General features: G+C 74.5%; 13 protein-coding genes. 3 read left to right on the top strand and 10 right to left on the bottom strand.

Annotation, left to right across the window (positions count from 1 at the left end):
- Positions 1 to 120: 120 nt before the first annotated feature.
- The 9 genes from ACH4PY_RS09890 to ACH4PY_RS09930 form a co-directional block, all read right to left on the bottom strand.
- Positions 121 to 1,470 carry a sulfate adenylyltransferase subunit 1 gene (locus tag ACH4PY_RS09890; protein ID WP_398178287.1) on the bottom strand — a complete coding sequence of 450 codons (1,350 nt, stop codon included), beginning with the start codon at positions 1,468 to 1,470 and terminating at the stop codon, positions 121 to 123.
- Positions 1,471 to 1,472: 2 nt separating this feature from the next.
- Positions 1,473 to 2,408 carry a sulfate adenylyltransferase subunit CysD gene (gene cysD / locus ACH4PY_RS09895; protein ID WP_398178290.1) on the bottom strand — a complete coding sequence of 312 codons (936 nt, stop codon included), beginning with the start codon at positions 2,406 to 2,408 and terminating at the stop codon, positions 1,473 to 1,475.
- Positions 2,405 to 2,944: an adenylyl-sulfate kinase gene (gene cysC, locus ACH4PY_RS09900; RefSeq protein ID WP_398178293.1), complete on the bottom strand. Its 540-nt coding sequence runs from the start codon at positions 2,942 to 2,944 to the stop codon at positions 2,405 to 2,407. The genes cysD and cysC overlap by 4 nt, the downstream gene beginning before the upstream one ends.
- 26 nt (positions 2,945 to 2,970) lie before the next feature.
- On the bottom strand, positions 2,971 to 3,678 hold the full coding sequence (locus ACH4PY_RS09905) for a phosphoadenylyl-sulfate reductase (protein ID WP_398178296.1): 708 nt from the start codon (positions 3,676 to 3,678) through the stop codon (positions 2,971 to 2,973).
- Positions 3,675 to 3,857 carry a hypothetical protein gene (locus ACH4PY_RS09910; RefSeq protein ID WP_398178299.1) on the bottom strand — a complete coding sequence of 61 codons (183 nt, stop codon included), beginning with the start codon at positions 3,855 to 3,857 and terminating at the stop codon, positions 3,675 to 3,677. Before ACH4PY_RS09910 ends, ACH4PY_RS09905 begins: the two co-directional genes overlap by 4 nt.
- A complete protein-coding gene (locus tag ACH4PY_RS09915) occupies positions 3,854 to 5,578 on the bottom strand; it encodes a nitrite/sulfite reductase (RefSeq protein WP_398178301.1) in 1,725 nt (574 codons plus the stop codon). Before ACH4PY_RS09915 ends, ACH4PY_RS09910 begins: the two co-directional genes overlap by 4 nt.
- A gap of 159 nt (positions 5,579 to 5,737) precedes the next feature.
- The gene (locus ACH4PY_RS09920; protein ID WP_322899662.1) at positions 5,738 to 5,821 is read right to left on the bottom strand and encodes a putative leader peptide; all 84 of its coding nucleotides are present in this window, start codon (positions 5,819 to 5,821) and stop codon (positions 5,738 to 5,740) included.
- A gap of 182 nt (positions 5,822 to 6,003) precedes the next feature.
- Positions 6,004 to 7,287 (bottom strand): GAF domain-containing protein, encoded by a 1,284-nt coding sequence (locus ACH4PY_RS09925; protein ID WP_398178304.1) that lies wholly within the window; start codon positions 7,285 to 7,287, stop codon positions 6,004 to 6,006.
- Between the two features lie 266 nt (positions 7,288 to 7,553).
- Complete coding sequence (locus tag ACH4PY_RS09930) at positions 7,554 to 8,471, bottom strand: alpha/beta hydrolase (protein ID WP_398178307.1); 918 nt, start codon at positions 8,469 to 8,471, stop codon at positions 7,554 to 7,556.
- Between the two features lie 112 nt (positions 8,472 to 8,583).
- Here ACH4PY_RS09930 and ACH4PY_RS09935 point away from each other — a divergent pair, with 112 nt between their 5' ends.
- Entirely contained in the window at positions 8,584 to 9,465 is an 882-nt protein-coding gene (locus ACH4PY_RS09935) for a helix-turn-helix transcriptional regulator (RefSeq protein WP_398178310.1), read from the top strand.
- A gap of 220 nt (positions 9,466 to 9,685) precedes the next feature.
- Here ACH4PY_RS09935 and ACH4PY_RS09940 read toward each other — a convergent pair whose 3' ends face one another.
- On the bottom strand, positions 9,686 to 11,323 hold the full coding sequence (locus ACH4PY_RS09940; protein WP_398178313.1) for an acyl-CoA dehydrogenase family protein: 1,638 nt from the start codon (positions 11,321 to 11,323) through the stop codon (positions 9,686 to 9,688).
- Positions 11,324 to 11,341: 18 nt separating this feature from the next.
- Between ACH4PY_RS09940 and ACH4PY_RS09945 the strand changes: the two genes are divergently transcribed.
- A complete protein-coding gene (locus ACH4PY_RS09945; protein ID WP_398178316.1) occupies positions 11,342 to 12,613 on the top strand; it encodes a YihY/virulence factor BrkB family protein in 1,272 nt (423 codons plus the stop codon).
- Between the two features lie 36 nt (positions 12,614 to 12,649).
- Complete coding sequence (locus ACH4PY_RS09950) at positions 12,650 to 13,357, top strand: helix-turn-helix domain-containing protein (protein ID WP_398178318.1); 708 nt, start codon at positions 12,650 to 12,652, stop codon at positions 13,355 to 13,357.
- The last annotated feature ends 6 nt before the right edge of the window (positions 13,358 to 13,363 follow it).

The following is a 13,363-nucleotide window of genomic DNA, read 5'->3' on the forward strand; positions in this document are numbered from 1 at the left end:
ACCGCCGTCGTGCGGGTCAGCCCGCACATCGCGCGACCCCGCCCGTACCCGAGCCGAGCGAGCCGCTGCCGACGCGCCCGCCCTCCTTCGCGAATCCCGAAAAGGCTTCCTGAGCCATGGTCAGAAGTCCCAGCCCTCGTCGTCCGCGGCCGCCTGGGCCGCCGGGGGCTCCGCGAACGCCTCGCCCGCCATGCCGGCGGTCAGCGTGGTCCCGTCCGCGGGGTCGATCAGCAGGAAGGCGCCGGTGAGCCGGGCCTCCGCGTAGGCGTCGATCGGCAGCGGCTCGGCGGTGCGCAGCCGCACCGCGCCGATGTCGTTGACCTCCAGCGCCGCCGGGTCGTTGTCGTGGGCCAGGCCGTGCGACAGGTCGATCCGGTAGGGGATGGCCTTGACGATCGCCTTGACCGTGCGCGTCCCGTGCTTGAGCAGCACCCGCTCGCCGATCCGCAGCGGGCGCTCGTGCAGGTGGCACACCGTCGCCCGGACGTCCTGCGTGACGGCGGGCGCGGACGCGGTGGGCGCGATCATGTCGCCGCGCGAGACGTCGATGTCGTCGGTGAGCCGTACGGTCACCGACTGCGGCGCCCACGCGGTGTCCACGCTCACGCCCAGCGCGTCGATGCCGGAGACCGTCGTCGTACGCCCCGAGGGCAGCACCGTCACCGGGTCGCCGACGCGCAGCATGCCGGAGGCGATCTGGCCCGCGTAGCCGCGGTAGTCCGGGTGCTCGGCGGACTGGGGCCGGATCACGTACTGCACCGGGAAGCGCGCCGGGCAGTCCGTCAGGTCGTGGCTGACGGGGACGGTCTCCAGGTGCTCCAGCACCGTCGGGCCGCCGTACCAGTCCATGTTCGCGGACGGCTCCACGACGTTGTCGCCGGCCAGCGCGGAGATCGGGATCGCGGTGATCTCCGGCACCCCGAGGGAGGCGGCGTACGACGTGAACTCCTCGGCGATGGCGGCGAACACCGGCTCCGCGAAGTCCACCAGGTCCATCTTGTTGACCGCGAGCACCACGTGCGGCACCCGCAGCAGCGCGGCCACGGCGGCGTGCCTGCGGGTCTGCTCCACCACGCCGTTGCGGGCGTCGACGAGCACCACCGCCAGCTCCGCGGTCGAGGCACCGGTGACCATGTTGCGGGTGTACTGCACATGGCCAGGCGTGTCGGCCAGGATGAACCGGCGGCGCGCGGTGGCGAAGTAGCGGTAGGCCACGTCGATGGTGATGCCCTGCTCGCGCTCGGCCCGCAGGCCGTCGGTGAGCAGCGCCAGGTCGGGGGCCTCCTGGCCGCGGACCTGCGAGGCCCGCTCGACGGCTTCGAGCTGGTCGCTGAGCACCGACTTGGAGTCGTGCAGCAGCCGCCCGACCAGGGTGGACTTGCCGTCGTCGACGGAACCGGCGGTGGCGAACCGCAGCAGCGTGGTGGCCGACAGCTCCTCGGCCGTCAGCGGGCTGGTGGAGACGCTCATGTCTAGAAGTACCCCTCGCGCTTGCGGTCCTCCATCGCCGCCTCCGACATCTTGTCGTCGGCGCGGGTGGCCCCCCGTTCGGTCAGCCGGGAGGCGGCGATCTCGGTGATCACCGCGTCCAGCGTGGTCGCGGTCGAGTCGACCGCGCCGGTGCAGGACATGTCGCCGACCGTGCGGTAGCGGACCTGCCGGGTCTCGACCGGCTCGGCGGCCTTCGGGCCGCCCCACTCGCCGGCGGTCAGCCACATGCCGCTGCGCCGGAAGACCTCGCGCTCGTGCGCGAAGTAGATCGAGGGCAGCTCGATCTTCTCGCGCGCGATGTACTGCCACACGTCCAGCTCGGTCCAGTTGGACAGCGGGAAGACGCGGACGTGCTCGCCCGGCGCGTGCCGGCCGTTGTAGAGCTGCCACAGCTCGGGGCGCTGGCGGCGCGGGTCCCACTGGGAGAACTCGTCGCGCAGCGAGAACACCCGCTCCTTGGCGCGGGCCTTCTCCTCGTCGCGCCGCCCGCCGCCGAAGACCGCGTCGAAGCGGTGCCCGGCGATGGCCTCGGTCAGCGGCACGGTCTGCAGCGGGTTGCGCAGCCCGTCGGGGCGCTCGCGCAGCCGCCCGTCGTCGATGTAGTCCTGCACCTTGGCCACGTACAGCCGAAGGCCGTGCTCGGCGACCGTGCGGTCGCGCAGGTCCAGCACCTCGGGGAAGTTGTGCCCGGTGTCGACGTGCAGCAGCGAGAACGGCACCGGCGCGGGCGTGAACGCCTTCAGCGCCAGGCGCAGCATGACGATCGAGTCCTTGCCGCCGGAGAAGAGGATCACCGGCCGCTCGAACTCGCCCGCCACCTCGCGGATGATGTGGACCGCCTCGGACTCCAGCGCGTCCAGGTGGGTCAGCGCGTACGGGCTGTCCCGCTGCTCGGTGTGCGTCGCGATGGTGCTCATGTCGTCAGGCCCCTCTCGGCGAGCAGCGCGTGCACCGCTGCGGCGGACTCCTCGACGGTGCTGCCCTGGGTCTCGATCCGCAGGTCGGGGGTCTCCGGTACCTCGTAGGGGTCGTCCACCCCGGTCAGTCCGGTCAGTTCGCCCGCGGCCTGCCGCGCGTAGAGGCCCTTCACGTCCCGCACCGAGCACACGTCGACCGGCGTGGCCACGTGCACCTCCACATAGCCGGTGCCGCGTGCCTGGTGGCGCTTGCGGACCGCCTCGCGGCTGTCGGCGTACGGCGCGATGACCGGCACCAGCACCAGCACCCCGTGCGCGGCGAGCAGTTCGGCCACGAAGCCGATCCGCTGCACGTTGGTGTGCCGGTCCTCGCGGCTGAAGCCCAGACCCGCGGACAGGAACTCGCGGATCTCGTCGCCGTCCAGCACCTCGACCCGGCGGCCGTCCGCGCGCAGCCGGTCGGCGAGCGCGCGGGCGATCGTGGTCTTGCCGGCGCTCGGCAGGCCGGTGAGCCAGACGGTGGCGCCCGCTGTCATCGAAGCCTCCTGCGGCTGAGCCGCCGTCACTGGTGTATCCCGCACTCGGTCTTGCCGAACGCCGCCCAGCGCCCGGCCCGTACGTCCTCGCCCTCCAGCACCCGCCGGGTGCAGGGCGCGCAGCCGACGGAGGCGTAGCCGTCCGTCAGCAGCGGGTTGGTGAGCACCCCGTGCTCGGCCACGTAGGCCTCCACGTCGTCCTGCGTCCACCGGGCGATCGGGGCGATCTTGACCTTCTGCCGCTTGGCGTCCCAGCCGACGACCGGGGTGTTCGCCCGGGTCGGCGACTCGTCCCGGCGCAGGCCCGTCGCCCACGCGTCGTAGCCGGCCAGCGAGCGCTCCAGCGGGGCGATCTTGCGCAGCGCGCAGCACCGGTCGGGGTCGCGGTCGTGCAGCCTGGGGCCGTACTGCGCGTCCTGCTCGGCGACGGTCTGCTCGGGCGTGACGGTGATGACGTGGACGTCCATGACCGCCGCGACCGCGTCACGCGTCCCGATGGTCTCCTCGAAGTGGTAGCCGGTGTCGAGGAAGACCACGTCGATACCGGGCAGCGCGCGCGAGGCGAGGTGCGCCACGACGGCGTCCTCCATCGACGACGTCACGCACAGGCGCGGGCCGAAGGTGTCGGCGGCCCAGCGCAGCACGTCGAGCGCGGACGCGTCCTCCAGGTCGCGGCCGGCCTGCTCGGCGAGTTCCTGCAACTGGTCGGCGGTGTACGAAGAAGCGGTGGTCACGAAGCGCCTCCCTGCGGGGAATCGGCGGCCGGCCTCCTGGCCAGCAGCCCGAGGAACGACAGCTTGAAGGCGCGGGAGCACGCCCGGCATTCCCAGGCGCCGTGCCCGCCCTCCTCGGAGGGGCGCAGGTCCTCGTCGCCGCAGTAGGGGCAGTAGAAGGGGGCGGCACGCTCGCTCACGACAGCGCCTCCTCGGAGGCGCGCGCCGCCCACTGGGCGAACCGCTCGCCGTCGGTGCGCTCGGCCTGGAAGCGCGTGAGCACCCGCTCGACGTAGTCCGGCAGTTCGGCCGAGGTGACCTTCAGGCCGCGCACCTTGCGGCCGAAGCCGGCGGTCAGGCCGAGGCTGCCGCCCAGGTGGACCTGGAAGCCCTCGGTCTGCTCGCCGTCGGGGCCGGTGACCAGCTGGCCCTTCAGACCGATGTCGGCGGTCTGGATGCGGGCGCAGGAGTTGGGGCAGCCGTTGATGTTGATGTTGACCGGCTCGTCGAAGTCCGGCAGGCGGCGCTCCAGTTCGTCGATGAGCGAGGCGCCGCGCGCCTTGGTCTCGACGATGGCCAGCTTGCAGAACTCGATGCCGGTGCACGCCAGGGTGCCGCGCCGGAAGGGCGACGGGCGCACCTGGAGGTCCAGCGACTCCAGGCCCGCGACGAGCGAGTCGACCTGGTCCTCGGCGACGTCCAGGACGATCATCTTCTGGTCGGTCGTGGTGCGCACCCGGTCCGAGCCGTGGCCCTGGGCCAGTTCGGCGATCTTGGTGAGCGTGGCGCCGTCCACGCGGCCGACGCGCGGGGCGAAGCCCACGTAGAAGCGGCCGTCCTTCTGCCGGTGCACCCCGATGTGGTCGCGCCACACCTGCTGCGGCAGCTCCGGCGCCGGGCCGTCGAGCAGCGGGCGTCCCAGGTACTCGTCCTCCAGCACCTGGCGGAACTTCTCCGGGCCCCAGTCGGCCAGCAGGAACTTCAGCCGGGCGCGCGAGCGCAGCCGGCGGTAGCCGTAGTCGCGGAAGATGCCGACGACGCCCGCCCACACGTCGGGCACCTCGTCCAGCGGCACCCACGCGCCGAGCCGCTCGCCCAGCCGCGGGTTGGTGGACAGCGCGCCGCCGACCCACAGGTCGAAGCCCGGACCGTGCTCGGGGTGCTCGACGCCGACGAAGGACACGTCGTTGATCTCGTGCACCACGTCGAGCTGCGGCGAGCCGGAGATCGCGGTCTTGAACTTGCGCGGCAGGTTGGAGAACTCCTTGCTGCCGATGTAACGGGACTTGATCGCGTCGATCGCCGGGGTGCCGTCGATGATCTCGTCCTCGGCGATGCCCGCGACCGGGGAGCCCAGGATGGTGCGCGGGGTGTCGCCGCACGCCTCGGTCGTCGACAGGCCCACCGCTTCCAGCCGGCGCCAGATCTCCGGCACGTCCTCGATGCGGATCCAGTGGTACTGCACGTTCTGCCGGTCGGTGATGTCGGCGGTGCCGCGGGCGAACTCCTGCGAGATCTCGCCGACGACGCGCAGCTGGGCCACCGTCAGCCGGCCGCCGTCGATGCGGACCCGCATCATGAAGTAGCGGTCGTCCAGCTCCTCGGGCTCCAGGATCGCGGTGCGCCCGCCGTCGATCCCGGGGCGGCGCTGCGTGTACAGGCCGTACCAGCGCATGCGTCCGCGCAGGTCGGCACCGTCGATCGCGTCGAAACCCGCCTTGGCGTAGATCGTCTCAATGCGTGTCCGCACGTTGAGACCGTCGTCGTCCTTCTTCGTCTGCTCGTTGCCGTTGAGCGGAGTGAAGTGGCCCTTGGCCCACTGGCCTTCGCCGCGGTGCCGCGTCGACTTACGGCGGGCCGCGGCGGGTGTCCTGGGCGTCCCGGCAGACGGCTGCGGGGTGTCGGCGGGGCTGGATGCCATGGCGATGCGTCCTTCTGGCAGGCTCGAATACGGTCGTTGACGGCGCGGAAGTACCCTGTGGCCTGGGGAAACGCAGAGCGGTGGTACGACGGCCGCGGACACAGGGGAACTCCCGTGCATCCACGACGGCGGGGATGGCGGAGCAGTGCAGCTGTGCGGTCAGCCCGCCGGACAGATGGCGCTGGAAACGCGGCAGAAGTCGACGTGCGGCCGACCCACCAAGGCGATTCCAGTGCGAGACATGACGGAAGCGTGGCATGCACGTCTCGGGAGAGTCCACCGTTATCCATCATGTGGACGTCCGCATCTCACTATGTGGCAAACTATGGCGCACGTCACGTTCCCGCCGCGGACACGGAGGAGCAGGTGGGAGGCGGCAGCCGCCGTCGGACGGGGTACGCGGCAGCGCCGGGCGCGACCGCGGCTCAGCCGCGCGGGGCGCGCCCGGCCAGCACCGCGGGCGCCACCGAGTGCGGCAGCAGGTCGGCCGCCCGGCGCGGGCGCACCAGTTCGACCTCCACCTCCTCGGCGAAGCGGTACGGGCGGTGTGCCAGCACCCCCGCGAGCGTGCGCCGCAACCGCGACATCTCGGCCCGCACCGTCACCGTACGGGTCGGGTCGCCGAACAGGTCGCCCGCCAGCTCCGCCGCCGTCCGGCCCGCCCGGTGCACCGCCAGGACGTACAGCAGCTCCGCATGCCGGGGCGTGAGCGGCAGCGCCCAGCGGCCCGCCGGACCGGCCATGGTCACCGTCCAGCACGCCGGGCCGCTCACGTCCACCACCACCCGGCCGGCCGCGGCGGACGGCTCGCCGTCGCCGACGCGCACCAGCCAGCCGCCGGGCAGCGGTTCGATCCGGCACATCCCCAGCGCCGGCAGCCACACCTGCCCCGCGGTCACCGCGGCGGGCAGCGCGATCCGCTCGGCCGGGGCGATCCCGGTCGCGGCCGCCGTCCATCCGTTGCGGTCCACCACCAGCGCGCGGCCGCCGATCCCCGCGAGCAGCGGCGCCGCGACCGACCGCAGCCGTTCCACCGCCGCCCAGTGCCGCCTGCGCAGCTCGCCCTCGGCGACCCGGGCGACCGCCGACACCAGCGACAGCGTCGCCGGGTGCACGGCCGAGGCGGGTCCGCTCACGTCCACCACGCCCAGCAGCCGCCCGTCGCGCGGGTCGTGCAGCGGCGCCGCGGCGCACGTCCAGCCGTGGTGGGTGCGCACGAAGTGCTCGGCGGAGTGCACCTGGAGCGGCCTGCGGGTGACGAGCGCGGTGCCGATCGCGTTGGTGCCGACGGCCTCCTCCGACCAGGAGGCGCCCTCGGCGAATCCCAGCCGGTCGGCGCTGCGGCGCACCGCGACGCTGCCGTCGCGCCACAGCACCCGGCCCTCCGCGTCGGTGACGACCATGATGTGCCAGGCCGCGTCCGCGACCGAGACCAGGCCGTCGGCCAGCACCGGCAGCACCTCGCCGAGCGGGCTGCCGTGCCGCCGGTGCTCGATCTCCTCGGCGGCCAGCAGTCCGCTGTGCCGTCCCACGTCCGGATCGACCCCGTGGTCCAGCGTCCGCGCCCAGGACGCCCCGATGACCGCGCGCGGCGCCTGGGGCGGGATGTCCCCGGCGAGCGTGGCCGCCCGCACCGAGGCGAGCAGGTGCGGCGACCTCGTCAGGTCCGACCCGTCGAGCCGTCCGTAGCCGATCGGCCGGTCTGCCACGCCGCCTCCGTCCCGGTGCCCCCGCAGCTCCCGCTGCCCATGGTGCCCGGTACGGCCCCGGGCCGCCGGGCTTTGGTGCAACGGTGTGCAACGGTTGCGCCGAGAGCGCTTACCGACGGACAGTGACGCCGCGTCACCTTCGGGGGTGGTGCCGAGTCGGCGCGGCGCCACCCCCGGCCGGGGACCGCCCCTTCCGGTCCGGAGGGCGCCCCGCGCGGCCCCGGTCCGGCGCCCACCGCGTACCCCCTTCGTATACGACGCCCCGCTCACACCGCCGCGGCCAGGACCGGGGTCAGGGCGCGGCGCAGGAAGGCGCCCGCGGAGTCCAGCGCCGCGTCGGCCTCGTCGAGCAGCCCCGAACCGGCGAACCGCTGGAAGACGTGCGTGGCCCCGGCGGTGATCTCCAGCTCGACCGGCACGTCGTCGGCGGCCGCGCGGGAGGCCAGCGCCACCGCGTCGTCCAGCACGATCTCGTGCGAGCCCGCCTGCACCAGCAGCGGCGGCAGCCCCCGCAGGTCGTCCAGCACCGGCAGGGCGCCGGTCGCCGGGCCCCGGTAGGCGGCGGCGTACCGGCCCAGCATGTGCGCGGTCAGGATCGGGTCGTCGGCGGCCCGCGTGGTGATCGACGCCCCGGACATCGTCAGGTCGTACCAGGGGGACAGGACCACGGCGGCCGCGGGCAGCGGCAGCCCGGCGTCCCGGGCGGCGACCAGCGCCTGGAGCGCGAGCCCGCCGCCCGCCGAGTCGCCCGCGAAGGCGATCCGGGAGGGCGCCGTACCGTCGTCCAGCAGCGCGCGGTAGACGGCGAGGGTGTCCTCCACCGCGGCGGGGAAGGGGTGCTCGGGCGCCAGCCGGTAGCCCACCGAGACACCGCGGCCGTGCGCCCGGGAGGCCAGCCCCGCGGTGAGCGAGGTGCCCGAGCGGGCCGAGCCGACGACGAACCCGCCGCCGTGCAGGTAGAGCACGACCGGCGCGTCCGGGCCGCCCTTTGCCTGCGGGTGCGCGGTGTGCACGACCGGGACCCCGCCGAGCCGGCCCTCGGTGGTGACGGTGCCTTCCGGGAGCACCGCCGTGGAGGTGATCTCCTCGAAGAAGGCCCGCTGGTCGGCCACCGGCATGTCCGGGTCCAGGGCGGGGCGGCTGCGCAGCGTGTCCTGGAGGTTCTTGATCTGTGTCTGTGTCATGCCCCCACCGTGCCGCCGCCGCCCGGCGGTGAAAATCGGAGCGCTTCGCCTAGGACGGGCCGTCCTAGGCACCCCCGGCCGCACCCGCCGCCCGGCGCTGCATGATGGGTACATGCAGATGGACCGCGAGCAACTCGCCGACTTCCTGCGCCGGTCGCGCAACCGGCTGCGGCCCGAGGAGGCCGATCTGCCGGTCGGGCGGCACCGCCGCACCCCCGGGCTGCGCCGCGAGGAGGTCGCCCACCTCGCGGGCATGTCCGCGGACTACGTGATGCGGCTCGAACAGGCCCGCGGCCCGCAGCCCTCGACGCAGATCCTCGCCGCGCTGGCCCGCGCGCTGCGCCTGACCACCGACGAGCGCGACCACCTGTACCTGCTCGCGGGCCACCCCCCGCCGCTGCCGCCGGGCGCGGGCCTGCACGTCCGCCCCAGCCTGCGCTACCTGCTGGACCACATGACGCAGACCCCGGCGCAGCTCATCGGCGACCTCGGCGACCTGCTGGCGATGAACGCGCTCGCCGAGGCGCTGTTCGGCTGCGTGTGCACGGTGGCCGAGGAGGACCGCAACGTGCCCTGGCGCTGGTTCACCGACCCGGTGCTGCGCGAGGCGTACCCGGTCGAGGAGCACGCCGAGCGCAGCCGCGAGATGGTCGCCGACCTGCGGGCCGCTGTCGCCCGCCGGGGGAACGACCCCGTTGCGGCGGCGCTGGTCGCCCGGCTGCGCGCGGCGAGCGACGAGTTCTGCGAGCTGTGGGAGGCGCACGAGGTCGCGGTGAAGCAGCGCAGCAGCATGCGGGTGCTGCACCCCGAGGTCGGGCTGATCGTCTTCGACTACGAGGTGCTGCTCACGCCGTCGCAGGACCAGCGGCTGCTGGTCTTCACACCGCAGCCCGGCTCGCCCGGCGTGGACGCGCTCGCCCTGCTCGGCGTCCTCGGCCCGGCCACCGCGCACCGCAGCCACCGCGGCGGACCGGCGGCCGTGACGGCACCGTAGGGCCCGGGGCCCGCCCCCCCCGGGCCCGCCGGATCCGCGACGGCCCCGGTGTACGGACGCCGGCCCGTACCGAGCCCCGCCCGTACCGAGCCCCGCCCGTACGGACGCCGGCCCCTACCGAGCCCCGCCCGTACGGAAGCCCCGCCCGTACGGACGCCCCGCCCGTACGGACGCCCCGCCCGTACGGACGCCCCGCCCGTACGGAAGCCGCCGGGGCCGCTCACCCCGCGACCGGTGCCGCCCGCTCCAGCACCGGCGCCAGGTCCAGGCCCGACGGGAGGGTGCCGAAGGTCGAGCCCCACTCGCCGCCCAGCCGGGAGGCGCAGAAGGCGTCGGCCACCGCGGACGGCGCGTACCGCACCAGCAGCGAGCCCTGGAGGACCAGCGCCATCCGCTCCACGACCCGGCGGGCGCGCGCCTCCACGCCCTCCAGGTCGCCGAGGTCCGACAGCAGGTCCTTGACCGCCGCGTCCAGCCGGTGGTCGGCGCCCCGTGCGCGTCCCACCTCGGTCAGGAACGCCTCGACGGCGAGCGGCTCGCGCCCCAGCACCCGCAGCACGTCCAGCGCCTGGACGTTGCCCGAGCCCTCCCACACCGAGTTCAGCGGGGACTCCCGGAAGATCCGCGGCATCCCGGACTCCTCCACGTAGCCGTTGCCGCCCAGGCACTCCAGCGCCTCGGCCGCGACCGCCGGGCAGCGCTTGGTCACCCAGAACTTCGTCACCGCCACCCCGAGCCGCCGCAGGTGCCGCTCCTGCTCGGTGTCCGCGTCGTACGACGCCGCGAGCCGCATGACGGCGGCCGTCGCGGCCTCCGACTCCAGCGCCATGTCGGCGAGCACGTTGCGCATCAGCGGCTTGTCGATGAGCGGGCCGCCGAAGGCCTCCCGGTGGGTGGCGTGGTGCACGGCCTGCGCGACGGCCTGCCGCATGAGCGCCGCGGAGCCGAGCGCGCAGTCCAGCCGGGTCGCGGCGACCATCTCGATGATCGTGGCGACCCCGCGGCCCTCCTCGCCGACCCGGCGCGCCCACGTGCCGTCGAACTCGACCTCGGCGGAGGCGTTGGAGCGGTTGCCCAGCTTGTCCTTGAGCCGCTGGATCGCGAAGACGTTCCGCGTCCCGTCCGGCAGCACGCGCGGCAGCAGGAAGCACGTCAGCCCGCCCGGCGCCTGGGCCAGCACCAGGAAGCCGTCCGACATCGGGGCCGAGCAGAACCACTTGTGCCCGGTCAGCGCGTACGTCCCGGGTTCGGCGAGCGGCACCGCCCGGGTGGTGTTGGCGCGCACGTCCGAGCCGCCCTGCTTCTCGGTCATGCCCATCCCGAACAGCGCCCCTGGCTTCTCGCCGGGGGCCACCAGCCGCGGGTCGTAGGACTGCGAGGCGAGCCGCGGCTCCCACTCGGCGGCCAGTTCCGGGTCGGCGCGCAGCGCGGGCACGGCGGCGTGCGTCATCGACACCGGGCAGCCGTGTCCGGCCTCGACCTGCGACCACACCAGGAACCCGGCCGCCCGCCGCAGATGCCCGTCGGGCCGCGACCAGGCGTCGGTCAGGCCCGCGGTGATCGCGTGCCCGAGCAGCCGGTGCCAGGACGGATGGAAGTCGACCTCGTCGATGCGGTGACCGTAGCGGTCGTGGGTGCGCAGCACGGGGGAGCAGGTGTTGGCCTCCTCGCCCCAGCGCTGCGCCTGGGCGGAACCGGCGGCCTCGCCGAGCCGGACGAGTTCCTCGGTGACCTCCGCGAGCCCGGCCGGGTCCGCATGGCGGGCGACGGCCTCGGTCAGCGCGGTGTCGGTGCTGTATACGTCATGGCCGACCAGGGGCGGGGCCTGGTTCGCGACCGTGTGGGTGACGGCAGTCATGCCAGCTAACGTAAGGGGGTGCAAGCAGCAGAAGAAAGAAGCCACCGGCGTCCGAGCCGCTGGCGGCGGGCCCGGGTGCTCTACCGCAACGTCTCCAAGCGGAAGGTGGGCTGGCTGCTGCTCAAGGACACGGTCGACTCCTGCCTGGAGTACCGCGTCACCGGCCTGGCCGCCGAGGCGGCGTTCTTCGTGCTGCTGTCGCTGCCGCCGCTGCTGCTCGGCCTGGTCGGCGCGCTCGGCTACGTCGACACCGTCGTCGGTCTCGACACCATCGACCACATACGCCACAACATCCTCAGCGCGTCCGGGACCGTGCTCTCCGACAAGGGCGTCAACGACCTGGTCAAACCGCTCGTCGACGACGTCTTCCACGGCCGCCGCCCGGACCTGATCTCCATCGGCTTCGTCATCGCCCTGTGGTCCGGCTCCCGCGCGGTCAACGTCTTCGTCGACACCATCACCATCATGTACGGACTGGAGGGCCGCCGCGGCATCGTCAAGACCCGGCTGATGTCGCTCGTCCTGTACGTCGTCGCGCTCGTGCTCGGCGCGGCCGTGCTGCCGCTGGTCGTCGTCGGCCCCGGCGCCGTGGACGACCTGATCCCCGGCGTCACCGGCACCGTCCACATCCTCTACTGGCCCGCCGTGCTGCTCGCCTCGGTCGCCTTCCTCACCACCCTCTACCACGTGTCCGTGCCCGTCCGGTCGCCCTGGTACGAGGACGTGCCCGGCGCGCTCGTCGCCCTGCTCATGTGGATGCTGGGCAGCTTCGTGCTGCGGATCTACCTCGGGCACGCCGTCGAGGGCCACACCATCTACGGCTCCCTCGCCGCGCCCATCGCCGTCCTGCTGTGGATCGGCGTGAGCGCCTTCGCCGTCCTGGTCGGCGCCGCCGTCAACGCCGCCGTCGACCGTGTGTGGCCGTCGCTGGCCACCGCCGCCGCCCGCGAGGAGAACAACCGCCGCAAGGAAGCCGTCGCCGCCGAGGTCGTCGCCCGCGCCGCCGCCCGCCGCGCCCGGCAGGCCGCCGCGGCCGGCAGCCTGGAGGACGACGCCGACGACGCCGACCCGCCCGCCGAATACCCCGAGCGCTGGGTGGACGTCCTCCCGCACGCCGACATCCGCTCCCGGCTGCGCGCCCGCCGCCCCCGCCCGGAGCGCCCCGAGCCGCTCGACCCGCCGCGCCGCCCCCGCCCGCTCGTGCCGCCCCGCCCCTCCGCGCCGCCCCCGCTGCCACCCTTCCCGCCGCCGCCCCCGCAGACGCGGTGGGACGAGCACCGGCAGCGCTGAGGCCGCGCTGTCGGCGGTCCACGGCATCATGGGGAGGTGGGCGGATACCGTGAGCGGCCGGGAGCCGTCCCCGGCGTCACCGTGTGGAGCCGCACGGACAGCGGGGACGCGCCCTACCGTGTGCTGCCCGACGGCTGCATGGACCTGATCTGGTACGACGGCACACTGCTCGTCGCCGGGCCCGACACCGCCGCCCACGTCGCCACCGCCCGCCCCGGCAGCGCCTTCGCCGGACTGCGCTTCGCCCCCGGCACCGCGCCCGCCCTGCTCGGCGCCCCCGCCGCCGAGGTGCGCGACCGCCGGGTGCCGCTCGCCGACCTCTGGCCCACCGCCCGCGCCCGGCGGCTCGCCGCACGCGCCGACGCCGACCCCGTCGCCGCCCTCGAAGCCTGGGCCGTCGCCCGGACGTGCGAGGCCGGCCCCGCCGATCCGCTGCCCGCCGCGGTGACCGCCGCCCTCGCCGCCGGGCGGTCCGTCCGGGACGTCGCCGCCGTGTGCGGCCTCGGGGAGCGCCAGCTGCGCCGCCGCTGCGAGGCCGCCTTCGGCTACGGGCCGCGCACCCTCGGCCGCGTCCTGCGCCTCCAGCGCGCCCTGGCCCTCGCCCGCGCGGGCGTCCCCTTCGCCCGCGTCGCCGCCGACACCGGCTACGCCGACCAGCCCCACCTGGCCCGTGAGGTCCGCGCACTGGCGGGCGTCCCGCTCGGCGAACTGACCGGGTTGCCGCCCGCCGCCCCCGCCGGGTAGGAAGGC

The organism is Streptomyces sp. NPDC021224 (genome assembly GCF_044332905.1).
GTDB lineage: Bacteria > Actinomycetota > Actinomycetes > Streptomycetales > Streptomycetaceae > Actinacidiphila.

Coding starts and splice junctions, on each gene's coding strand:
- ACH4PY_RS09890 (WP_398178287.1), bottom strand. CDS start 1,470: ATGAGCGTCTCCACCAGCCCGCTGACGGCCGAGGAGCTGTCGGCCACC.
- cysD (WP_398178290.1), bottom strand. CDS start 2,408: ATGAGCACCATCGCGACGCACACCGAGCAGCGGGACAGCCCGTACGCG.
- cysC (WP_398178293.1), bottom strand. CDS start 2,944: ATGACAGCGGGCGCCACCGTCTGGCTCACCGGCCTGCCGAGCGCCGGC.
- ACH4PY_RS09915 (WP_398178301.1), bottom strand. CDS start 5,578: ATGGCATCCAGCCCCGCCGACACCCCGCAGCCGTCTGCCGGGACGCCC.
- ACH4PY_RS09920 (WP_322899662.1), bottom strand. CDS start 5,821: ATGTCTCGCACTGGAATCGCCTTGGTGGGTCGGCCGCACGTCGACTTC.
- ACH4PY_RS09930 (WP_398178307.1), bottom strand. CDS start 8,471: ATGACACAGACACAGATCAAGAACCTCCAGGACACGCTGCGCAGCCGC.
- ACH4PY_RS09935 (WP_398178310.1), top strand. CDS start 8,584: ATGCAGATGGACCGCGAGCAACTCGCCGACTTCCTGCGCCGGTCGCGC.
- ACH4PY_RS09940 (WP_398178313.1), bottom strand. CDS start 11,323: ATGACTGCCGTCACCCACACGGTCGCGAACCAGGCCCCGCCCCTGGTC.